This is a genomic window from Sporomusa aerivorans (assembly GCF_041428895.1).
Classification (GTDB): domain Bacteria; phylum Bacillota; class Negativicutes; order Sporomusales; family Sporomusaceae; genus Sporomusa; species Sporomusa aerivorans.
Genome location: NZ_CP156926.1, coordinates 4347849 through 4370818, shown reverse-complemented (window position 1 = coordinate 4370818; position 22970 = coordinate 4347849). Strand labels below are relative to the sequence as shown.

The window sequence follows — 22970 nt, the reverse complement described above, 5'->3', positions numbered from 1 at the left end:
CCGTTTAGCTGACTGGAGAGGAATTCGTACTATGGTTGATAAGCTCTTGGGCAAACAGGCAGGAATGCTGCGCTTTTTCCGTATCCATAAAAACAGACTTATAACCTAAGTCTCTCTCTGCAAGCATTCCTATATATTGCAATTGAGAATGCTTACAATATCGCTTTACACCTTCTGCAAATAAATCAGCGCCTTTTTCGGGACGGTATCCACAAGTTGCGATTATCGCCAGCTGTTTTCCGGCCCAAAGCGCCGGACCCATTTTATCGCCATAGTACTTGTTCATGCCGTATACCAGGCGATCTAGCAGTGCTTTCATAGGCGGCGTGCAATACCACGAGTAGATCGGCGTCGCCAGCATAATGACATCACAGGCGATAATTTTATCAAAAATTTCCTGGGCATCATCGTTGTAGTGGCAGCCAAAAGTTGTCCAGTTCTTCTGGCAGACCCGGCAGGCAATACAAGGCTCGATCCGCTTGTCATAAAGCCAAATCAGATTGTGCTCAATATGATGTTGCCCCAATTCTTCCATAAAGGGCTCTAACAGGGCTGCGGTATTTCCTGTTTTTCTTGGACTTGCCATGAGAATGCAAACTTTCATTTTTACAACTCCTTAGCCGCTGGGCAGCGCGTTTCGTATTTATACTATTCTTATATACAGTTGTTAAAAGAATACTTGTACCAAAATCATATAAGCTATTGTGCCTCCGGCTATGGAAAAAAGCATATTTTTTTTCCAGATGTGAAGCAGTGCGACCGCCGTCGCCACTATGAGTTCGGGGAGGCCATGACTGTCAGAATAAAAGTTTATGTCCTTAAAACAATAAATTACCAGAAGTCCTATTACTGCCGAGGGGAGCACCGTACCAAGAAATTGTACACATTTAGGTGTAGATCGGCCGGTTGGAAAGGCTATAAAGGCAAGCGATCTTGTAATCATTGTTCCTAAAACTACCATAACGATTGTGATAAACTGCTCGGTTAAATTCATAGCGAGGCGATAGCACCTTCTTTCTCCAACCGTTTTCTAAGTGCGGTGAGTGTTCCTAAGATTGCAGCCATAGCAGGAATGATGAAATTTTCGCCGCCGAAAATAACAAGGCTGGCAAGCGAAAGCCCAAGCCCTATAAGCGCACTGCAGTGTTCTTTTTCCTTCCGCCACTGCTCGATAAATATGACAATAAAAAGAGCTGTCATAACAAACTCAAGTCCCTCGGTGTTAAACTGAACTAGCGAGCCAAAGACGCCGCCAATTGTAGCTCCCAAAACCCAATATAAATGATTGAGGAATGTGACGAAGAACATAAACCAGCCTTTGTCCACATCTTTCGGAATATCGGTCGTGCAATTGATTGAAAAAGATTCATCACAAAGCCCGAAAATCAGGTAGAACTTTTTCTTTCCTGTGTTCTGGTACTTATCCAGCATTGAAATTCCATAAAATAAATGGCGTGCATTCACCATTAAGGTAAGCAATAATGCGTTTAATGGATCAAATACTCCGAGCAATAAATTTGCCGCAACAAATTCCATTGAGCCCGCAAATATTGCCAGACTCATCAATAGCGGATAAATGGCGCTGAAGCCTAAAGAATTCATAAAGATTCCGTAGGCTATACCCAGAAATAAAAAGCCGGCTAAAATTGGTACGGTGTACGGAAAAGCCGTGTGCAAGGCAAGCATTATTTGTTTTCTGTTATGCATCTGTGTTCGTACTCCTAAACTAACGAAATGAATGGATTTTTATACGATTTTACCATTACAAATACATACAATCAATGATATAATTGTATGTATTATAATTTTTAGAGGTGTAATATGCCGGTAAATTCATTTGATAAATTCCCGATGTCCTGGAAGCCGGACAGGAAGGCTCTGAAGCGTCCGTTCTATCTGTCAATCGCTGCCTTATTAGAACAGGAAATTGTGAACGGTCTGTTAGCACCTGGTACGAAGCTGCCCCCGCAACGGGAATTGGCTGATTTTCTGGATATAAACTTTACAACCATCACCCGTGCTTATCGATTATGTATGGATAAGGGGTTAATTTACGCTGTTACCGGCCGTGGAACATTTGTCTCGCCTAATGCGGCTCGTTCTATCACCATTTCTGCGGACAAAATCCCGAGTGAATGCATTGATCTTGGCTTTGTTGCATCCTTCGAGCAAAGCAATGATATAGTGGCTGAGACTGTTAAAAAGGTCATTGGGAAAAGCTATTTGGACAAGCTGTTAAACTATAATGATCCGACCGGCATTCCCCATCAGAAAAAAGCGGGATTAAACTGGCTGGAGTCTTTTGGTATCCATTCCGATTCAGAGCATATGGCGATTGTTTCCGGTTCTCAGAATGCTTTGGCAATTGCGTTGGTTGCCTTATTTGAGCCAGGCAACCGCATTGCGACCGATCTATATACCTATGCTAACTTTATTGAGCTTGCCAAAATGCTTCATATTAAGTTAGTGCCCATCCCCGGAGATCAATTGGGTATGCTGCCGGAAGAACTCGAAAATCAGTGCCGCCAAATGGAGATTCATGGCATTTTTCTCATGCCTTCTTGCAGCAATCCTACTACGATTATGATACCCGATTCACGCAAGCAGGAGTTGGCGTCTGTTATTCGCAAGCATCACCTGATTTTGCTGGAGGATGATATTCATGCATTTCTGACTGCGGGGATTGACCCCGATTACAAGCAGCCTATGTTTGCGTTACTTCCGGATAAATCTGTTTATATCTGCGGAACCTCCAAATCAATCTGCTCAGGCTTGAGGGTTGCCTATATGGTATTTAGCGAAGCCTTGCATAAAAAGATTTTGCAAGCCATTTTCAATATCAATGTTAAGACCTCTTCGCTGGATGCAGAGATTATCACAGAACTCATCCTGTCAGGCAAGGCTTCTGAGGTTGTTTCCCGCAAGAAGCAATTAGCGCAGTCTGCCAATGCCGTATATGAGGAGCACTTTGAGCAAAACAGCCCTGCCGGTCATCCGCTTAGTTTTTATCGTTGGCTCCCAATTAAAGGACATTTTAATGCAGAAGAGATAGTAGCTGATTTGGAGCAGGCCGGCATTCGGGTGTTTCATTCCAATCGTTTCCTCTGCGGGCATGTTGCCTCCGGTCAATTTCTGCGTATTGCGCTCTCGTCTACAAATTCATTAAGTGAGCTGAGAAGTGGATTAGAGATTTTAAGACAGTACCTTAGCTAATTGAAGAAGAAATATGATCAGGAGAATCTTCTTGAACGCCCGTAAGGGTGAAAAATAGCAGGTGGGCTGAACAAATAAAAGTGCTGCCCTCAGCGATGAAGGCGGCACTTGGATAAACATACACAGAAATGGTTTTTTACTCTTGACTTGAAGTTAACTCTAAGTATTATACTATTTTAAATGGGATATCAGGAGGTGAAAATGCATGACGATCACAGAAGTAAGCCAGAAATTTGATATTTCACAGGATACACTTCGTTATTATGAACGTGTCGGACTGATTCCCCGCGTGAACCGTAATAAAAGCGGGATCAGGGATTATACGGAAGAAGACTGCAATTGGGTCGAATTTATCAAATGCATGCGAGGTGCAGGTCTTCCAATTGAAGTATTAATTGAATATGTCAAGCTGTTCCTTGAGGGTGATGTTGAAACGCTTGAGGCAAGAAAGGAACTGCTTATTGAGCAGCGTAAGCAGCTCCTGGCAAGAATGGAAGATATGAAAAAAACACTGGAACGTATCGATTATAAAATTGCCATATTTGACGAGAGAATAGTGGAAGCGGAAAAAACACTAAGAAGAACAGAAAACCCTATTTGCGGCTAAAGCAGCCGGCTTCGGGAGCGCCGGCAATTTCAAGTTTTCATGCGGCCAGTTCAGGCTAAGCATTAATGGACATCATAAGGTTGTATGCTGCAAACAGCTGGTATTGATAAAGAAAGCAGGCTCGAGCTTGAGCCTGTTTTCTTTATTGTAAAGTAAAGGGTAAAGACTCAACATTTCCCTCTTTTTATTTGCCGTTGTATTGCGTGGCGTTAACTTTTTCCATCCATTTGACGTTTTTGCCGCCAAGAGTTCCCGTAAGTGTAATATCAAATATACCGTTTACTTATGATGTACTTTGTTTTATGAATGCATTTTAGCTGCGCTCCATTAAAAAAAATGCTTGACTTGGTGTTAACTCCAAATGATAGACTTCTTTTAAAATGTAGACTTTAATATGATTGCGGTGGTGTCGAAGCGATCTCAGCAAGGAAAGCGGTATAGCTAATTAGTACTATCTGTGGAGCCTAACTTCCAGGTGATAGAATATGACCAAAAGGAGCTGTGAAGAAGTGGAAATAATGAATGATCAGCAAGAGAAAAAAACAAAGGAATTTACCAGACGTAATTTTCTAAAGTTTGCTGGCGGTACAGTGGCGGCAATGGCCGCAATTCCGTCGTTTAACCAGATAATTGCACATGCGCAGGAAAGCGGGCAGAAGCTGGTGACCTGGGAGGGATCACACGCAGTTTCGCAGTATGATCCGAGCAAGCCTGTTGTGTATTTTACACGGGATTTGAGCCCGGAAGGCGTACAAAAGATTTATGAAAAAATTAACCAGGGGATTACCGGTAAAGTCGGGATCAAACTGCATACAGGCGAGCCGCATGGACCGAATCTACTGCCTATTGAATACATTAAAAATCTGCAGAGGAAGATTCCTCATAGCTCAATCGTCGAATGCAACGTAATGTATAAAAGTCCGCGCAGGGAAACGAAAACGCATCGTGAAACGATTAAGACCAATGGTTTTGACTTTTGTCCTGCCGATATTCTGGATGCGGACGGAGATGTCATGCTGCCGACAGGCGCGAAGGAATTTCTCGATAAACACATAGATAATTTTGGCGGAACATTTCCTTTTGAGCCAGGAGTTCATCTGCAGGAAATTGCGATAGGAAAAAACGTGAGTAAGTATGATTCCCTGTTTGTCTATACCCATTTTAAAGGTCATGCAATGGGGGGCTTCGGTGGATCTTTAAAAAACATCGGAATCGGTATGGCTTCCGGTAAAGTAGGGAAGAGAATGATTCATGGGGATGGGTGGCCGCTGGGAAAAGGATTCCTGGAGCGAATGGTGGAATCCGGCAAGGCCGTTACTGAGCACTTCAAAGGTCACATCACTTATATGAACGTTTTGCAAAATATTTCTGTTGACTGTGACTGCGCTGGGGCTAGGGCCGCAAAACCGACTTGCAATGACATTGGGATTATTGGCTCGACAGATATCCTGGCAGCTGACCAGGCTTGTGTAGACTTGATTTATCAGATGCCTGCCGACCAGCGCCGTGATATCGTCGAACGCATTGAGTCCCGTCTCGGCCTGCATCAGCTCGAATATATGGAAGCGCTGGGGATGGGTAGTCGGGAATACAATCTGATAGAAATTTGATGCTTTTTTGGCATAGCCTGTTTGTCAACTGATTTTGTACAGGCAGTAAAGCAGTTGATTTGTGCATGCAGTAGGATTCAATCTAAGAATTACCTGCTAAATATGAAGGCAGCTGGGTTCAGACCAGCTGCCTTTTTATGATAACTTCTATATAACAGCAAGCTGAAAATACCATGGCAGTCAGGTTGGCTTGTTTGGCAGGCCATTACTTCTTAATCTTAGCCATATGCCAGAATACCTCGCATCCTTCGGCTATGCTGATATAGTCGGGATACGAGGGCAATACGCCCAACCTATTGAGCAGCCGTATACGGAACGGTACGTCCGGTGGTGCGAGAGGTCGGCTACTTAACTAATGGGTAGCCGGCCCTCTCAATTTTATGTACCGGCTTAGCTCACAGCTTATATGGCATATGTTATGTCGGCAATTACAAGCTGAGCAGGTTTGTTGACGGAGTTGGCCAGCGTTATCGCATTTTTTTTACAGCCGGTTTTGGCAGTGAGCAGCAGCAGGTCACCGGCCAGTAATTCAAAACAATCCTGCATGCCGATTGTAAAGGTGATTGAGCTATCAATACAATAAAAAGCCGTAGTCGTGGCCGCAGGATTAATCTCGATTGCCCGGCTGTCCAGGGCTGGGACGGCCAGGGACTTTAGCTGTCCGGAATAACCGGCGGACAGCATTAAATTAAAATCGCGAACTTTGCCGAAACTTCTGCTTGTCCAGTCACCAAGGAACCTGTCCTGTTCAAAAGGCTTCAGGTGTACTGTATGATGCCCGGCATGTTCCAGCTTCATTTCGCCGGCTAGTACCATAATTACCCGCTCTATTCCCGGCAGGGGAGTAAACAGGGATTCTTCCTGATCAACCGTCGCTGAACTAAGACGCCACTTAAAATTTCTTTCCCCGTAAACAGCCTGCGGCGGGTAAATGGCGATCTGCGTGGTTGTTCCGCCCGACCAGGCGCTGGTATTCTGTTCATGACAGCGTATTATTTCTACAGTATACGACATGGTTTTCTCCTCATATAAAATACAATATACATTAATTATACTCAGACTGCCATGATTTAGCTATGAATAAATAGTTGAAATTACAGGAATTGCCACGCTGTTTGTCGAAAAAAGCCTATGGAAAAGCAGATGCTCAAATGATAAAAGGATGAAAATGATGAACGAGTTATATGCGATTTTGCTGGGAAATCCTGAAATTTACTGGAATGGCAAGCGGTTGTTTTTCCCTTTTGCCAAAGCGGAAGCATTATTATATTACCTATTAGTGAAAAGGCACTGTTCCAAAGAAGAACTGGCGGCCTTGCTCTGGCAGGATAAGGAAGAGGCGGCGGCCAGAAAAAATCTGCGCAATACCCTTTATTTGCTGAGAAAGCTGACGACGGAAGAACTGGTAATGACACCGTCGCGGGAGAAAGTGCTGCTGAATACCGATGCCGTTACAATAACCACCGATATTGAGGAATTTCAGGCCGGCACGCAGGCAGAGTCGTTGCTGCTATACCGGGGAGAATTTCTGGCCGGTTTTGTGTGTAAAGACGCAGAAGCATTTGAATACTGGGCGGACCGGCAGCGGGACAGCTTTAAAGAAGCTATGATCGCGCGGCTTACCAAGGTAATTGTAGGCCAGTTAAACAACAAGGACTATAGCACAGCTGAGCGGTATCTAAAGGAACTGCTCCTGCTGGATGAGTATAATGAGAGCGCCTGCCGGACGCTAATGAAGCTTTATGAACGGGCAGGCGCAGGCAACAAGGCAATTGAACTTTATGAAGATCTCAAAGAGAAACTTGGCAGAGAGCTGGGAATAAGCCCGCAAGGCAAGACGCGGGAGGTCTGTGAACGTATCCGGGCAAAGCTGTCCAGCCAGCTGGTGACGACTGCCGAACCGTCTGCCGATACTTTTTTTGGCCGCGAGCGGGAATTAACCTGGCTGCAGGACAGGCTAGCCGATTTCTGTGCGGAACGTGCCCCTGGTGTGGGAGCGATCCTAAGCGGCGAGCAGGGCGTCGGCAAAACGATGATTGTGCAGCGTCTGCAGGAAATGCTGGCAGCCGACAGCATAACGGTATTAAGGACCCAGTGCTATCAGGCCGAACAGGATTACCCCTATAAAGCCTGGAACCCGGTTTTCTGTCAGGTAATGGACCTATTGGCCCGGCAAGGTATAGGCTTACCTGCAATCTGGTATCAGGTTATTGCCCATATTTTTCCTGCCGTCTTGAGCAGTAATGCCGTGATGGCCGGCCAAAGCCAGCCTGTGACCGGCTACACTATTCACTCCGGCATGATTGAGGATGTTATGTGCGGCATATTGGCCAAAGCTGCCGCACAGCGAAAAGTATTAATAATAGTGGATGATATCCAGTGGCTGGACCAGCAGAGCCGGTCGGTGCTCTGTCAACTGCTGCGATCAGGCCAGCAGCGCTTTTGGTGTGTGGCTACCTGCCGGCGCGAATATCAGGATCAGGTGGAAGTGTTTACCGGCAGTTATAATCTGAGTAGTTTGGTTGAATTCCTTACTATTGAAAAATTCAGTCAGGAAGAAGTTCTGCGTTTTTCCGAGCTAATGCTGCCTGCCGAGAAAATAACGGCTGAACTGCAGCAAAAACTGTATGAATATACGGATGGTAACGCTTTGTTCCTGGTAGAGAGCTGTAAATTGATCAATATGGGACAACCTGTCGACTGTCTGTCACCGCGCCTGCGGAGTGTCTTGCAGGAGCAAATTAACGCGCTTTCCGACAATGCCAGAAAAGTGCTTGACGTCATTTCCGCTTTTTTTAGCAATGTTGCTTATAATGAACTGCTGGCGGTATGCGGGATGAATGAATTCGAAATTGTGGAAGCCATCGAGGAGTTGCAGCACAAGCGTTTAATCCAGGAAATTAGCGCCGACGCAGGCTTGCGGGCGCCGGTATACAAATACGGTCATATCCGGATCAGGAGTTATGTGTATGACCAACTCTCATCGTCAAGGAAGCGAATGATCCACAACCGGGCCGGCAGTTATCTGGAAGAACTGCTGGACAAAGATTCTTCCGGCCGGGACGTATATTCGGATATCCTGTACCATTACGCGCAGATTGGCGAAAAGCTCAAGGTATTGGAATACACGATCAAGCTTGCGGAAAGATACTGCTGTCCGCAGTATGAACTATTTCCGGAATTTAGCGGAACCACCTATGGCGGCAATGGCTTTGTTTTTGAAAACAGGCTGCAAATTATGGCCTATTTAGATAAAATCAAAGAACTGTTGGCCGACCTGGAAGAGGAACAAGTGTCGCAGGCGAGTTTAAGTCGGTTCCGGGCAGCCGCTTTGGAAATGCTGGGTCGTTATCATATCTGGCGGGGCGAGCACCTGAACGGTTTAAAGACAATCCACAATTTGCTGCGTCTTGCCGCTAAAAAAGGATTTACCGATTACTTAATTAAAGGTTATCAGCAGGTAGTGTACTGTGCCATTCAAATCGGCCGGCCGGCACTGATTGAACATTTTGCCAATAAGCTGCTGCGGACGGCTCAGGAAGCAAGCCTGGCCGGGAAACAGGCCGTCATGCAGCGGTTCATGGGCATTGCTTTTGCCATGCGGCAGGAAACAAGCCTGGCAGAACAGTACTATCGCCAATCCATTGCCGGGTATAAGCGGCTTGGCGAAAAGCCGGAGGAATTTAGCCTGCATATTGCCGCCGGTTATAACTATATTGGCGATTTAAGGCGCATGGAGGCTAACTGGCCTGAAGCCCTTTACTACTATGAACAGGCTTTGCGGGTTGCCGGGCGTAATAATACCAGCGCCGGCGTTGCCATCTTTCTGGTTAATGCCGGATATACGGCCTATGACTTGGGCGAATACGGCAAGGCCTCGCTCTATCTGGAAGAAGCCCTGCTTATTGAAGACCAGTTTGGCGAGTATCAAGGTTATTGGTGCTTGCGCAGCTACTGTACTTTACACTGTATTCTGGCTTTGCTGGCCGTCAGAAACGGCAGACCGGACAAAGGACGCAGTTACCTGGAAAGGGCCGACGCTTTTTTACAGCAGTATCATGACCGCCGTCAGGCCGGCCTGGTTGTCAGAACCAAGCTGGAGATTGGTATCCGCATGCAGCAAGATGCGCAGGTCAGAGAAGCATTTGCCGGTTATTTGGCGTTACCGGTGGATGAATATTACCGGCAAGGGAAGGAGTTTTTCGGCAAAAGCGGGAGTGCGGCTGAACAAATGCTGCTGGACAAACTGTACCAGGAGGAATTGCGGTGATTTTTAACAGTATGATCTGTTTTTTGGATGATTATGATGTTGTGCAATATTGTGAATGCAGCGGCACGGACGGCAACGACGGCATTGCCGGCATGTGGAGTGAGTATATTGGCAAACGCATCACCGACTTTCTTGATATTGACCTGGAGCTGACCGGGGGATACGTCAAGTGGCGGGGCGCACTGCTGAAGTATGTCAAAAGCAAAAACCGGCTGGGCAAAGGCTCGGTAATATCGCTCACTGCCTGCACCGACAACAGTCCCATTTATGAAAAGGCCATGGATTGTATTGCCGAAGGCATTCAAGTTTTTGACAGGAACGGGTACCTGCTGTTTTGCAATAAAGGCAATGAACGCATTGAAAAGATGGACAGAAGCAAGATTATTAACAAGCATTTGCTGGATATCTACGAATTGGATGCTGAGTTCAGCACCATCTTAAATGCCCTTAAGAGTCAAGCGCCGGTCATTAACCGTTGTGATAACTTTAAAAATAAGCATGGTGAATTGATTACTACAATGAACTCGGGCTACCCACTGTTCATGGACGGCCAGTTGATCGGCGCTATTGGCCTGGTACAGGATAATTCCACGCTGGAAACCTACTGGACGAGAGCCAATGTTTTTGAAAAGTACATGTCGGAGCGAAAACCGGAGCGTCAGCATGGGAAACGGAAGGATTACTACACACTGAAATATTATACCTTCGCTGACCTCATTGGTAACAACGACAGTTTTGCGGAGGCTGTCAATCTGGCGCGCAATATCGCTTTGCAGGACTGTGCCGTCTTAATTCATGGCGAGACCGGGACGGGCAAGGAGTTGTTTGCCCAGAGTATTCATTCGGCCAGCAAGCGAAAATACAAGGAATTTGTCGCCATTAACTGTGCGGCCATTCCAGAAAGCCTGATTGAGGGAATTCTATTTGGTACCGAGAAGGGGACCTTCACCGGCAGTTCCGACCGTATGGGGTTATTTGAACAGGCGGAAGGCGGTACCCTGTTTCTGGATGAGATCAACTCCATGGATCTGCATGTTCAGTCAAAATTGTTAAGGGTGCTCCAGGAGAAAAAATTCCGGCGGGTGGGGGGGTTGAAGGATATCGACTGTGATGTCCGGATTCTGTCATCCACTAATGAAGAGCCGCTGGCATGTATTGAAAATAACCGACTGCGCCGGGATCTGTATTACCGGATCAATACCGTAACTGTGACAATCCCGCCTTTGCGGCAGCGGCTGAATGATATTGAATTGCTGACCGCCTACTTTCGGGATAAGCTGTCCGCCCGTTATTCGAAAAAGGTTACAGCGGTAGCAACCGAGGTTATTGCTATATTCAAGGCCTACAACTGGCCGGGAAATGTACGTGAACTTTTGCATGTACTGGAATATGCCTTCAATATTGTGAACGGTCCTTGTATTGAGCCGGTGCATTTACCGAAATATTTTCAAGTCAGGCAGCCGGATAAGCCCGAGACCGAGACAGATACACCAGCCATATGCCAACCTATTTTGCACCACAAAACGCTGGCGATCTTGATGGCCGAATATGAGCAGCAAGTTCTTACACAGGTATTTCAGGATTTAAACCATAATGTCAGCAAGACAGCCCAGCTTTTAGGGATTAGGCGGCAGAGCCTGCAATACAGGCTACGGAAATACAAGGTGAAACCAATACAATAATAAGGCTGCTGTTGTATATAAACAGAGACTGCAAAATGATTTTGCATGAAAAATCATTTTGCAGTCTTTTGTATTTTTGGGCAATTAGTATTTCCCAAAAACGTATTTTTTCATGGAAAATTTAAATTTTTCCAGTTAAATATCTGTATATAGCAGACAAAAATGCGAAATGTTTGGAATAAAAAAACATTTCGCATTGCCGCTTTTGGCATGATACTTGCTTTATAAGAGCGTGTAAGTAATCACTGACCGAACAGGGTGTAACAGGAGAGCAATATGAAAAAAAACACTAGTAAGATAATTATCGGTGATTCCCTGCAAATAGCGGATATTGTCAGGGTAGCACGGGACAAGGTGCAGGTGGAACTGTCGGCGGAGCGGGAAAAAACAGTCAGCCGATTCAGGGAAAAAGTAGACTCTTTTCTGCAGGAGGATCGGGTAGTCTATGGCATTACCACCGGTGTCGGACCATTCTGGCAGAAAAAAATTTCTCCGGCCGATTCCATACTTATGCAGGAAAAATTTATTATGAGCCATGCCTGTAATGTGGGCAGCCCTTTTGCAGAGGAGATCGTACGGGCGTTTCTCTTGGTTTTGGTCAACAATCTTTCCCGGGGTCACGCCTGTATCCGGCTGGCTACATTGCATACCGTTATTGCCATGCTCAATCAAGGAGTCACCCCGTTTATACCGCAGCAGGGGTCTGTGGGCTATCTGCAGCCGGGAGCGCATATGGCCCTGGTATTATACGGCAAGGGACGGGCGTATTACCAGGGAGAACTGCTGGACGGCGGCGAAGCCATGCGCCGGGCGGGGATACCATTGTTGCGGCTGGAGGCCAAAGAGGGACTCTCGCTTATGAACAATTCATCCTTTATGACGGCGCTGGGCAGCCTGGCGCTGTACGATGCCATCAATATGGCTAAGTGCTGTGATATTGCCGGTGCGATGACCTTTGAAGCTTTAGCGGGCAATATCAGTCATTTTGACAGCAGGCTGTGTGCGGTGCGGCCTTATCCGGGCATGCACAAAACCGCAGGCAATCTCAACAGGCTGCTGGCCGGCAGCCAAAATGCCGGCAATACTCCGCGTCGGCTGCAGGATGCCTTAAGTATCAGAATGATGCCGCAGGTGCATGGCGCCTGTAAGGATGCCGTCCACTATGTGGAACAAAATCTTCAGATTGAGCTGGCGTCAGTCAGCGACAATCCGCTGGTATTTGAAGAAGGCGGGGAAACGGTTGTTGTGCATGGCGGCAACTGTGACGGGGCGCCGGTTGGTCTGGCGCTGGATGTCCTGGCCATTCCGGTCGGGGAATTGGCCAATATTGCAGAGCGGCGGCTTTACCGGTTAGTTGATGGCAGTTTGAGCGGTCTGCCACCATTTCTCATCAACAACGGCGGGCTTAACAGCGGCTTTATGATAACCCAGTACACCGCCGCCGCGCTGGTGGCGGAAAACAAACTGCTGGCGCAGCCGGTATCGGTCGATTCCATTCCAACCGCCGCCGGCCAAGAGGATTATGTGAGTTTTGGCTGTATAGCCGCCCGGAAAGTCTGGACGATGGTAGCGAATCTGCGGCATGTCACAGCCATCGAACTCTTAGCGGCAGCGCAGGCCCTTGATCTAATGCCGCCGGGAACCCTTGGCGCCGGTACGAAGGAGGCCTATGCAGCCATCCGGGAAACAGCGGCGTTTATGGCCGAAGACCGCATTCTCCATAATGATATCGCCGCAGTCAGCCAATTGCTGCTGTCAGGGGAATTGGTTAAGCGCATCGAAACCAGTATCGGCGCGCTGGACTATTAATATAAAAAATTCTGGCCTGGAGGTGAGAGTGTTACCGGCGAATGTTGGCAAGATTGGTTTGTACACAAATTACAAAGATTTTTGAAGGCAGGTGTTTAGTTCATGTTGTTATCAAACTTCGATAATGCCGTTATTATTTTATTTACGTTGTTTATTGTCTTTGTCGGTTATCATTTTTCCAAAGCCGTCAAAGACATGGAGAGTTTTTACCTGGGCAACCGCAGTCTGCCCTGGTCGCTGATTGTCGGCGCTCTCGTCGCCACCTGGTATGGCGGGGTGGGGACGGTGGGAACGGTGGAATATGCCGCTTTGTATGGTCTGTCCATCTGGCTCATCTGGTGCGTTACCGCGCATGCCGGCCGGATACCGCTGGCGTTGTGGGTGGGGCCGAAAATTCATGTCCGGACAGACATAACGGTGCCGGATTTGTTGGAAAGTGTTTATGGAAAAGGAGTGGCCATACTTGGCGCTATTCTGATGTTTATCTATTGCACGCAGCTGGGCAACGTAACGGCCATGGGCTTTATCGGCAAAGCTGCCTGGGGCATTAGCAATGTGACGGCCGGCGTCATGTGTGTCGGTGTTGTGGTGGTATTGGCCGTGCTTGGCGGTTTAATGGGCGTCGCCGTAACCGATATGGTGCTGTTCTGGTGCATGTGCTTTGGGCTGACTATGGTCATGCCCGGACAATGGACTGATATTGGCGGCTGGGCAGGCCTCCAGCAGGCTTTGGCCGGTACACCCGAATTATTGGATCCGGTTGGCGGTCTTACGCCAATGAAGGCGGTTATGCTGTGTGTGCTGGCTTTTGGCGTTTATGCCGATCCGACCTTTTACCAGCGGTTTTCGGCCGCCGATTCCCCGAAAGCAGGCCGGCGAGCCTTGCTGTCCTGTTTTGTTATCTGGATTTGCTTTGATATTGTCTTAACACTGGCCGGTTTGGTCGTTAAAGCCAAATATCCCGACATGGTACCGGGTGAAGGGTATATCAAGCTGGTTTTGGAAAGCCTGCCGGAAGGCGTGAGAGCATTATTTATCATCGGTCTGGTTGGCGGGATTGTATCGGCCCTGGATGGTTACTATCTATCCGGCGGCGCTACGCTGGCCAATGACATTTATGCCCGTTTCAAAGGGGATCTTACGCAAAAACAACTGGTGACTGCCACCAGGATAGGGATTATCGTTGTAGCCAGTTTGTCGCTGTTGGTGGCTTTTCAGTTCACTACCGCGCAGGATGCCTTTATTTTCGTCGGCAGCCTGTGGATGGCCGCCGGTTTTGTACCCATTGTCGGCGCTCTGGTCTGGCCGGGAAGAAAGACGGTACTGGGCGGGTATATGGGTTTGCTGGCCGGCATTATCGTCTTTTCCTACTTTAAGGTTTTTCCTGTGGAAGCTTTTGAACTGGAACCGCTGGTGGCTGCTTTGCCGATCTCGCTTCTGGCCTGGATTATCGGTAATAAAGTCGGTACCACCGTTGTTGAAAAGGAGGTAGTATAAATGTCCAAAAAAGACCTGGAAATAAGCTGGCTTGGTATTGACGGCTTCCTGGTAGTCTTATATTTTATTGTTGTTGCCGTAATCTACTATGCTATCACTGCACAAAATGATTTTATTGTCGGTAAAGTCATACCCTATGGCATCATGATCACCGTAACCCTCATTTTTCTTAATTATTTATCCATTGTGTTTAAGTTTACTAAAAACAGCGGACGGGAAAACCGTGACGGCGAGCAAAAATCGGCTTGAGTTGGAGAGATAGTTATGGATATCCGGGCATTTCCCATTCGTATTGAGAAAGAGGAAGCCGGCAAAATGGCTGAAGAACGGGGCCGTTTCTTGCGGAAGATTTTCTGCCGGGGCAAATCGTTGTCGGAAATCAGACTGCATTTTATTGAATGCAAGCTGATTACTTATGAGATCACCCATAAACCTAATATCCTTGACAAACTATTTGCCAGGAAAACAGGCAACAGCAAGCAGAAAATTACCATGCTGGCAGACGGCAGCAACAGTTCTGTGGCCTGGGTGGATACCATGCCGGATGTTGTAACCCTGGCAGATGTGCACGAAGACCAGATTCAATATAGCGATAAAGACGAAAAAACGCTGGTTAACCGGGGCCGTTCGGTAGCCCTGAAGGTGGTTCACCGGCATGTCGGCGGTATTCCCGAGATCAGGACAGTACTGGTCGAAAGTGTGTTCAGACCATACTGGGTTGCCTTTTTCGGCGAAGTTGCCGATGGGAAAAAAGTCTATTATTCGCCCATTGCCGCCGATGGCTGCAAGATAAACAAGACGATTTGAGCATAGATTTTTGGGAGAAGCTGATTAACTTACCGGTACAGGTGCCCCTTAATTTTCAGACTGATAGTAGCGCCAGAGGTACTATCGGTCTTTATTTTGGTATGGTTTGCAGATAGACGCAAGTGTCGGGTTGGGGAAAAAGACCGAACAAGGGTAATTTATATTAGTCTTTGGTTAGTTGGAAATCAGGATTTGCATTGGGGGGGACGGTGAATCACTGTCCTCCTCACTAGGAGGCAATAGTTATGCTGGCAGAGAGAGATAATGATAAAACGTCAGTCATCGTACTCGACGGTAAAATGAACATTGCGGATTTGGTGGCTGTCGCCCGTTATGGCGCCAAAGTGGAGTTTTCTGAAGAGTATTGCCAACGGGTCAAAAAATCCCGCAGTCTGGTGGAAAAATGGATCGGGGAGGGCCGGGTAATGTACGGTATCACTACCGGTTTCGGCGCCATGTGCACCCAGGTGATTTCACCTGAGGAAACGGCTCAGCTGCAAAAAAATATTGTGCTGTCCCATGCTGTTTCGGTTGGCGAACCATTAGCCATTGAAGAAGTGCGGGCAACCATATTTATGGTATTGCAGAATGTTGGTCAGGGTTTCTGTGGCGCACGGCTGGAAACCGTCGAACTGTACAGGCAGTTTCTTAACCGGGGTCTTACACCCTTTGCCCCCCGGGAAGGATCGGTTGGCTATCTTAGCCCGGAAGCCCATATGGCTTTAGTCCTGATCGGGGAAGGGCAAGCTTATGTGAAAGGGGAACTGTTGCCGGCCGGCGAAGCGCTGCGGCGGGTGGGACTTAAACCGACCGAGTTGTCTGCCAAGGAAGGATTGGTTCTGGTTTCCGGGACAACCAGTGTTACGGCCCTGGGGGCCCTGGCTCTGTACGATATGCTTAATGCGGCTCGGTGTGCCGATATTATCGGGACCATGACGCTGGAGGTATTGAAAGGAACTACCCGGGCCTTCGATGAACGGCTGATGAGCGTACGCCCCCATAGAGATCAGTGCAGTACGGCGGCTAATGTAAGAACGATATTAAGTGACTCTGAGATTGCGGCGCATTTCCGCGATTACCGTCTGCAGGATGCAATGTCAATCCGCTGTATACCGCAGCTGCACGGCGCTGCCAAGAAAACCCTGCGTGATGCGCTGGCAACCATTGAGGTGGAGATGAATTCCTGCTGCGATAACCCGATTATCTGGCCGGAGGGGGAGGATGGCGAAGCAATTTCCGGCTGCAACGCCGACTCTTCTTATGTGGGGCTTGAGATGGACTCGGCCTGCATTGCCGCCACCATGCTCGCCAAAATGTCGGAACGGAGGAATAGCCGGCTGATAGACGGTAATATTTCCGGCTATCCCAGCTTTCTGATTAAGAAGCCCGGGCTCAATTCAGGGCTGATGATACCGCAATATACCCAGGCCGGATTGCTAAATGACATGAAGATATTGTCGCATCCGGCGACAATAGACGGTATCCCCACCTGCGGCAACCAGGAGGATTATGTAGCCATGGGTTATAATGCCGCTAAAAAAGCCAGACAGATTGTTGAAAAACTGGAGTTTATCCTGGCAATTGAACTTTTGTCTGTATATCAGGCGCATCAATTTCTGGAGCTCGATAAGGCGCCGTCAACTGCCGTGCAGGCTGTGCTGGCGGAAATTGCCCTGACGGTGCCGGTTATGAGTGAAGATATCCTGCTGTACCCTCATATCAATACCATCAGGGATCTGATTCATCTGCAAAAACTGGTTGAACTGGTGGAAGCCAAGGCCGGCAGCTTATCGTAAAAGTATTTAATATCCAAAGGAGAAGGGAATATGTCTCTTTTACAGGAATTTTGCAGTGTATTTGCGGTACCGGGCTTTATCATCCCTTACCTGCATTTTTTTGTTACGGCAGAGGAGATGCAGCTGGTTATTATACTGTCAAAAGAGCCTTCGCATACTGAAGCCATCGCCGCCAGAATGGGGAAAGAGGCGGCGGAGACGGCTGCTTTGCTGGCCGGCGCTTATCAGCGCTGCATTATTGACAAAGAGAATAACGCCGGCACGGACTATTATATTGCCGGCAGTTTTTACAACAGACTGAAAAAATTCTGCCAGTTTGGCAATTATCATGTGCTGCCCCGCCGGATACGAAAAGAGCTGGATGCCTGGGATTTTGATGAATATGTGAAAAGAAATAATTACTTCCGGCAAGTCCTGGCGCATGATCCGGAGTACGAAAACTGCCATAATGAATGGATACTGCTGCTGGCGGAAGCGGAAGCTATGATTGATGCGGCCTCTGCCATCCGGGTGTTGCCCTGTGATTGCAAAATGCTGGCCGATAATTGCGATCATTCCCGGGAAATTTGCCTGGTGCTTGATGAAAAGCGGCTTAGCGACCGCACAGGCGGACGTGAACTCAGCAAGGAGGAAGCAAAGCAACTGATCCGCAGACTGGATCAGGAAGGCCTGATGCATACCGGCGGACCGGCCAACTGGCGGGAAAGCGGTCCCCAAGTGGTGTGCAATTGCTGTACCTGCTGCTGTTATCCCTTTAGGGCGGGACAAAAATTTGGCACCAAGGGCCGGTGGCCTAAATCACGTTACCTAGCCGTCTATCATGCCGAAAGATGTGTTCAGTGCGGGTTATGTGTCAGGCGCTGCGGGTTTGAGGCCTTTATCTTTGCTGAAGAACAAGGGGAAAAAGTCGCAAGTATAACAAACCAGGTAGCCTTTATCCGGGAGCGCTGCTGGGGATGCGGTCTCTGCGCGAATGCCTGCCCGGCGCATGCCATAGAATTAATCCCCGTTGAACAGGCGTAAGTATTCGGTTCAGCCAAGACATTTTGTCTGTAAGTTCGGCCCGGAACGGTGTTGTAAAACCGGAAAATCAGGCCGGGATGATTACTGCCAGGATGGCGGATTTTTGGTAAAATAATAAATATGGACAATTATTGGGTTATCTACTTATTGTCAAAACATTAGAGGAACGGTATTTGACGTTTAATTGACGCAGGTATGTTAAAGTTATATTGAAAAGTAGGCAACACAGATGATATATATGGAGGGGTAAGTATGGTTATTGATAACAACGGGGTCGGTAATGCCATGACGGTGAAGCTGGACAATGCTTTGCCGGAAATGCCGGTATTTGAAGCAGGTATCCGGCGTGCACCCAACAGAGGGTTTCGCCTGACGCCGGCCCAGACCAAGGTGGCCCTGAAAAATGCGTTACGTTATGTACCGGAAGAGTTGCATGCCGTTTTGGCGCCTGAATTTATGGAGGAACTGCGCACTCTGGGGCGAATCTACGCCTACCGGTATATGCCCAAGGAAAAAATCTGCGGTAAGCCGATTGAGGCCTATAAAAGCAACTGTATTGAAGGGAAAGCTTTTCAGGTGATGATCGACAACAACCTGGACCCGGCGGTAGCCCTCTATCCCTATGAACTGGTTACTTACGGCGAAACAGGCAGTGTCTGTCAAAACTGGCTGCAGTATCAGCTGATCAAAAAGTATCTTGAGGTTATGACCGATCATCAGACCCTTGTGGTCGAATCCGGGCATCCGTTGGGTTTATTCCCGTCCCGGCCGGAAGCGCCGCGGGTTATTATTACCAATGCCCTGATGATTGGTATGTTTGATAATCAGGCCGAATGGGAAATTGCCGAGCAGATGGGTGTAGCCAATTATGGACAAATGACGGCTGGCGGCTGGATGTATATCGGCCCGCAGGGCATTGTTCACGGCACTTTCAATACCTTGCTGACAGCAGGACGTAAGCGTCTGGGCGTGTCGGCCGACGGCGATTTACGCGGGCACCTGTTCGTTTCTTCCGGTTTAGGCGGGATGAGCGGTGCTCAGCCTAAGGCCATCGAGATTGCCGGCGGCGTAGGGATTGTTGCCGAAGTTGACTACTCCCGGATCAAAACCCGTTACGATCAAGGCTGGGTCAGCAAAGTCTCCGCAAATCTGGATGAAGTATTTGCCTGGGCCAAAGAGTATATTGAGAAGAAAGAAACCATCTCTATTGCTTACCACGGCAATGTTGTTGACTTACTGGAGTATGCCGTTAAAAACAATATCCACATTCCGCTTTTGTCCGACCAGACCTCCTGCCACGTAGCTTATGACGGCGGCTATTGCCCGCAGGGACTGAGCTTTGAGGAACGGACCAGGCTCCTGGCAACAGACCGTAACCTGTTCCACGAATTAGTAGATAAAAGTCTTAGGCGTCATTTTGAACTGATAAAAGTATTGTCTGAACGCGGCACATATTTCTTCGATTATGGCAACGCTTTCCTGAAAGCTGTTTATGATGCCGGGGTTAAGGAAGTGGCCAAAAACGGGCATGACGAACGCGACGGCTTTATCTTCCCGTCCTATGTGGAAGATATTATGGGACCCGAACTGTTTGACTACGGCTATGGCCCATTCCGCTGGGTCTGCTTAAGCGGCAAGCCGGAAGACCTGCGCAAGACAGACAAAGCGGCCATGGACTGCATTGATCCCAACCGGCGCGGTCAGGACCGGGATAACTATATCTGGATTCGCGATGCCGAACAAAACAAGCTGGTTGTCGGTACGCAGGCGCGGATTTTGTATCAGGACGCCGAAGGCCGCTTAAAGATTGCACTTAAGTTTAACGAGATGGTGCGCAATCAGGAAATCGGCCCGGTGATGCTGGGGCGTGACCATCATGATGTGAGCGGCACCGATTCACCGTTCAGAGAAACCGCCAATATCAAAGACGGCAGCAATGTAATGGCCGATATGGCAGTGCAGTGTTTTGCCGGCAATGCGGCCCGGGGCATGAGTCTGATTGCCCTGCATAACGGCGGCGGCGTCGGGATTGGTAAATCCATTAACGGCGGCTTTGGCATGGTGCTTGACGGCAGCGAGCGGGTTGATAACATTCTGCGCCAGGCCATGCTGTGGGATGTTATCGGCGGTGTGGCCCGCCGGGCTTGGGCCAGAAACGAGCATTCCATTGAAACTATTGTGGAATTCAACAAGCAATATGCCGGCAAAGGGCATGCGACCCTGCCTTATATTCCGGCGGAAAATCTGATTGACAGCATTGTTGACAAGGTATTTGCCGATAAGAAATAATATAAGGTATAGCTGGCAGTCAATGGATATTTATTGCCTGTTGGCTGTTATGTGAAATCCCAGGAAGATTTTAGTTGCGGGCAGGATGCGAGCAACGCTGCGGCGCGGGTGCATAACGCTTTGCAGCATCCTGCCTGTAAAACTTTACTTTGACAAGGGGAGGCGTGAGAATATGACAGGTAAGAAATTGCTGATTAAACATGCGGCCGAGTTAATTACCTGTGCCGGACCGGCGCCCAAGACCGGGGCGGCGATGGCCGACATCGGTATAATTCCCGACGGCGCCTTGCTGGCTGAAGACGGCATCATAGTCTGGGTTGGACCCACTGCCGATCTGCCGGTTGACAGCGAGGACGGGTGGGAAGTTATTGATGCTGCCGGGCAGTGTGTTATGCCGGGTTTTGTTGACTCCCATACACACATGGTGTTTGGCGGTTACCGGGCCGAGGAATTTTTCTGGCGGCTGGGCGGTACGCCCTATCTCGAAATCCTGGAGCGGGGTGGCGGCATCTTAAGCACCGTTCAGGCAACTCGGCAGGCCAGTCTGGCCGAGTTAAAGGAACTGGCGGCCAAGCGGCTGAGCAATATGCTGGAGATGGGGGTCACCACCGTTGAAGGCAAAAGCGGCTATGGTTTAGACAAGGAAACCGAACTCAGGCAATTGGCCGTTATGGACGAACTCAACCGGGAGCAGCCGGTCGAAATCGTACCGACTTTTATGGGGGCCCATGCCGTACCGCCGGAATATAAAGGCCGGACCGATGAATATGTTGAATATATTATTAAAGAAGTATTACCGGCCGTAGCTGAACAAGGTATTGCCGAGTTTTGTGATGTTTTCTGCGAAAAGGGGGTTTTTTCGCTTGAACAGTCCCGGCGTCTGTTAGAAGCTGCCAAAACTATGGGCCTGAGAGCAAAGCTGCATGCCGATGAAATTGTTCCCTTAGGCGGAGCTGAACTGGCGGCCGAACTAGGCGCTTGCTCGGCCGATCATCTGCTGCAGGCATCGGACGCAGGTATTGCAGCTCTGGGCCAAAAGCAGACAGTAGCCACTTTGCTGCCCATGACCGCTTTCTGCCTGCGTGAATCCTATGCGCGGGCCCGGGCCATGATTGACAACGGTGCGGCTGTTGCTTTGGCGACAGACTATAATCCGGGCAGCTGCTTTAGCCATGCTATTCCGCTGGTAGCGGCGCTGGCAGCCATCCAGCTAGGCATGAAACCGGCCGAAATTGTTACAGCACTGACTATTAACGGTGCGGCCGCCGTTAACCGGACTGACAAAGTCGGCAGTCTGGAAAAAGGCAAACAAGCCGATATCGTCATACTGGAGTATCCGTCCCACTTGTTTTTGGTATACCATGCCGGTATGAATATCGTGGACAAGGTTGTCAAACAGGGGCAGCTTGTCTTAAATAAGTCAGCCAGTAAATAATTATATATATGAAAGGAAGTAATACATATGGCAAAACTTGTAGAATGTGTACCTAATTTTAGCGAGGGGCGGCGGCCGGAGGTCATCGCGGCTATTGTTAATGAAGTAAAAAACGTGCAGGGTGTCACACTGCTCAATGTTAACTCCGATGCCAGCCACAACCGTACCGTAGTTACGTTTGTCGGCGAACCCCAAGCCGCCAAGCTGGCTGCCTTTAATGCCTGCGCCAAAGCTGCCGAACTGATTGATATGGAACAGCATCAGGGCGAGCATCCCCGTGTTGGCGCAACCGATGTCATTCCCTTTATTCCCGTAAGCGATGTTTCCATGGAGGAATGCGTTGCGCTTGCCAATGAACTCGGCCGGGAAATCGGTGAAAAACTGAATATCCCTGTTTATTTATATGAAGCGGCTGCCAAAACGGCGGCGCGCGTTAAGCTGCCAGATGTCCGCAAAGGGGAATATGAAGGGCTGAAAACAGCCATTGCCACACCGGAACGCCAGCCTGACTACGGTCCGGCCCGCATGCATCCGTCGGCCGGGGCTAGCGTTGTTGGCGCAAGACAATTTTTAATAGCCTATAATATTAACTTAAGCACAAGTGATGTCAATATAGCCAAAAAGATTGCCACCAGTATCCGCGAAGCCAAAGGCGGCTATAAATACTGCCGTGCTATGGGGGTTATGATCGAGGAGCGGAACATGGCCCAGGTGACCATTAATATGGTTGACTATACCGGCACCCCGCTGCACAGGGTTTTTGAGACCGTTAAATCGGAAGCCGCGCGTTACGGCGTAAATGTTATTGGCAGTGAAATTGTCGGCATGGTGCCGCTGCAGGCGCTTATCGACACCGCTGACTTTTACCTCAGGCTGGAAGGTTTTGAACGCAGGCAGGTCCTGGAAGAAAATCTTAAATAAAGGGAGCGGAT

Annotated in this window: 18 protein-coding genes; 14 read left to right on the top strand and 4 right to left on the bottom strand. The window is 48.5% G+C overall.

Translation table 11 applies throughout. The features are described from left to right. Window positions 1-4: 4 nt before the first annotated feature. From SATMO3_RS21095 to azlC, 3 genes are all read right to left on the bottom strand, one after another. Window positions 5-604, bottom strand: a complete 600-nt coding sequence (locus SATMO3_RS21095; RefSeq protein ID WP_371371719.1) for a flavodoxin family protein — start codon at window positions 602-604, stop codon at window positions 5-7. A gap of 63 nt (window positions 605-667) precedes the next feature. Further along, entirely contained in the window at window positions 668-994 is a 327-nt protein-coding gene (locus SATMO3_RS21090; protein WP_371371718.1) for a branched-chain amino acid transporter permease, read from the bottom strand. Next, window positions 991-1707 carry an azaleucine resistance protein AzlC gene (azlC, locus tag SATMO3_RS21085; RefSeq protein ID WP_371371717.1) on the bottom strand — a complete coding sequence of 239 codons (717 nt, stop codon included), beginning with the start codon at window positions 1705-1707 and terminating at the stop codon, window positions 991-993. Before azlC ends, SATMO3_RS21090 begins: the two co-directional genes overlap by 4 nt. A gap of 114 nt (window positions 1708-1821) precedes the next feature. Between azlC and SATMO3_RS21080 the strand changes: the two genes are divergently transcribed. From SATMO3_RS21080 to SATMO3_RS21070, 3 genes are all read left to right on the top strand, one after another. Then, window positions 1822-3213 (top strand): PLP-dependent aminotransferase family protein, encoded by a 1392-nt coding sequence (locus tag SATMO3_RS21080; protein ID WP_371371716.1) that lies wholly within the window; start codon window positions 1822-1824, stop codon window positions 3211-3213. Between the two features lie 205 nt (window positions 3214-3418). After that, the gene (locus SATMO3_RS21075; RefSeq protein WP_371371715.1) at window positions 3419-3820 is read left to right on the top strand and encodes a MerR family transcriptional regulator; all 402 of its coding nucleotides are present in this window, start codon (window positions 3419-3421) and stop codon (window positions 3818-3820) included. A gap of 485 nt (window positions 3821-4305) precedes the next feature. Continuing rightward, entirely contained in the window at window positions 4306-5430 is a 1125-nt protein-coding gene (locus tag SATMO3_RS21070) for a DUF362 domain-containing protein (protein WP_371371714.1), read from the top strand. Between the two features lie 402 nt (window positions 5431-5832). On the opposite strand, the gene SATMO3_RS21065 is transcribed toward SATMO3_RS21070, so the two are convergent. Continuing rightward, the gene (locus SATMO3_RS21065; protein WP_371371713.1) at window positions 5833-6444 is read right to left on the bottom strand and encodes a HutD family protein; all 612 of its coding nucleotides are present in this window, start codon (window positions 6442-6444) and stop codon (window positions 5833-5835) included. Window positions 6445-6598: 154 nt separating this feature from the next. Between SATMO3_RS21065 and SATMO3_RS21060 the strand changes: the two genes are divergently transcribed. The 11 genes from SATMO3_RS21060 to ftcD all read left to right on the top strand — a co-directional run bounded on the left by SATMO3_RS21060 (window position 6599) and on the right by ftcD (window position 22959). Then, window positions 6599-9700 (top strand): AAA family ATPase, encoded by a 3102-nt coding sequence (locus SATMO3_RS21060; protein ID WP_371371712.1) that lies wholly within the window; start codon window positions 6599-6601, stop codon window positions 9698-9700. After that, window positions 9697-11382 (top strand): sigma-54 interaction domain-containing protein, encoded by a 1686-nt coding sequence (locus tag SATMO3_RS21055; protein ID WP_371371711.1) that lies wholly within the window; start codon window positions 9697-9699, stop codon window positions 11380-11382. The genes SATMO3_RS21060 and SATMO3_RS21055 overlap by 4 nt, the downstream gene beginning before the upstream one ends. A gap of 276 nt (window positions 11383-11658) precedes the next feature. Continuing rightward, window positions 11659-13191 (top strand): histidine ammonia-lyase, encoded by a 1533-nt coding sequence (gene hutH / locus SATMO3_RS21050; RefSeq protein ID WP_371371710.1) that lies wholly within the window; start codon window positions 11659-11661, stop codon window positions 13189-13191. A gap of 102 nt (window positions 13192-13293) precedes the next feature. Then, window positions 13294-14688: a sodium:solute symporter family protein gene (locus SATMO3_RS21045; RefSeq protein ID WP_371371709.1), complete on the top strand. Its 1395-nt coding sequence runs from the start codon at window positions 13294-13296 to the stop codon at window positions 14686-14688. Next, a complete protein-coding gene (locus SATMO3_RS21040; RefSeq protein ID WP_371371708.1) occupies window positions 14689-14937 on the top strand; it encodes a hypothetical protein in 249 nt (82 codons plus the stop codon). Between the two features lie 15 nt (window positions 14938-14952). Continuing rightward, window positions 14953-15495 carry a hypothetical protein gene (locus tag SATMO3_RS21035; protein ID WP_371371707.1) on the top strand — a complete coding sequence of 181 codons (543 nt, stop codon included), beginning with the start codon at window positions 14953-14955 and terminating at the stop codon, window positions 15493-15495. Window positions 15496-15740: 245 nt separating this feature from the next. Continuing rightward, window positions 15741-17291: a histidine ammonia-lyase gene (gene hutH / locus SATMO3_RS21030; protein ID WP_371371706.1), complete on the top strand. Its 1551-nt coding sequence runs from the start codon at window positions 15741-15743 to the stop codon at window positions 17289-17291. Between the two features lie 30 nt (window positions 17292-17321). Beyond that, the gene (locus SATMO3_RS21025; RefSeq protein WP_371371705.1) at window positions 17322-18314 is read left to right on the top strand and encodes an ATP-binding protein; all 993 of its coding nucleotides are present in this window, start codon (window positions 17322-17324) and stop codon (window positions 18312-18314) included. 252 nt (window positions 18315-18566) lie between these two features. Then, complete coding sequence (locus SATMO3_RS21020; protein WP_371371704.1) at window positions 18567-20603, top strand: urocanate hydratase; 2037 nt, start codon at window positions 18567-18569, stop codon at window positions 20601-20603. Window positions 20604-20775: 172 nt separating this feature from the next. Then, window positions 20776-22038 (top strand): imidazolonepropionase, encoded by a 1263-nt coding sequence (hutI, locus tag SATMO3_RS21015; protein WP_371371703.1) that lies wholly within the window; start codon window positions 20776-20778, stop codon window positions 22036-22038. Window positions 22039-22065: 27 nt separating this feature from the next. After that, complete coding sequence (gene ftcD / locus SATMO3_RS21010) at window positions 22066-22959, top strand: glutamate formimidoyltransferase (RefSeq protein WP_371371702.1); 894 nt, start codon at window positions 22066-22068, stop codon at window positions 22957-22959. The last annotated feature ends 11 nt before the right edge of the window (window positions 22960-22970 follow it).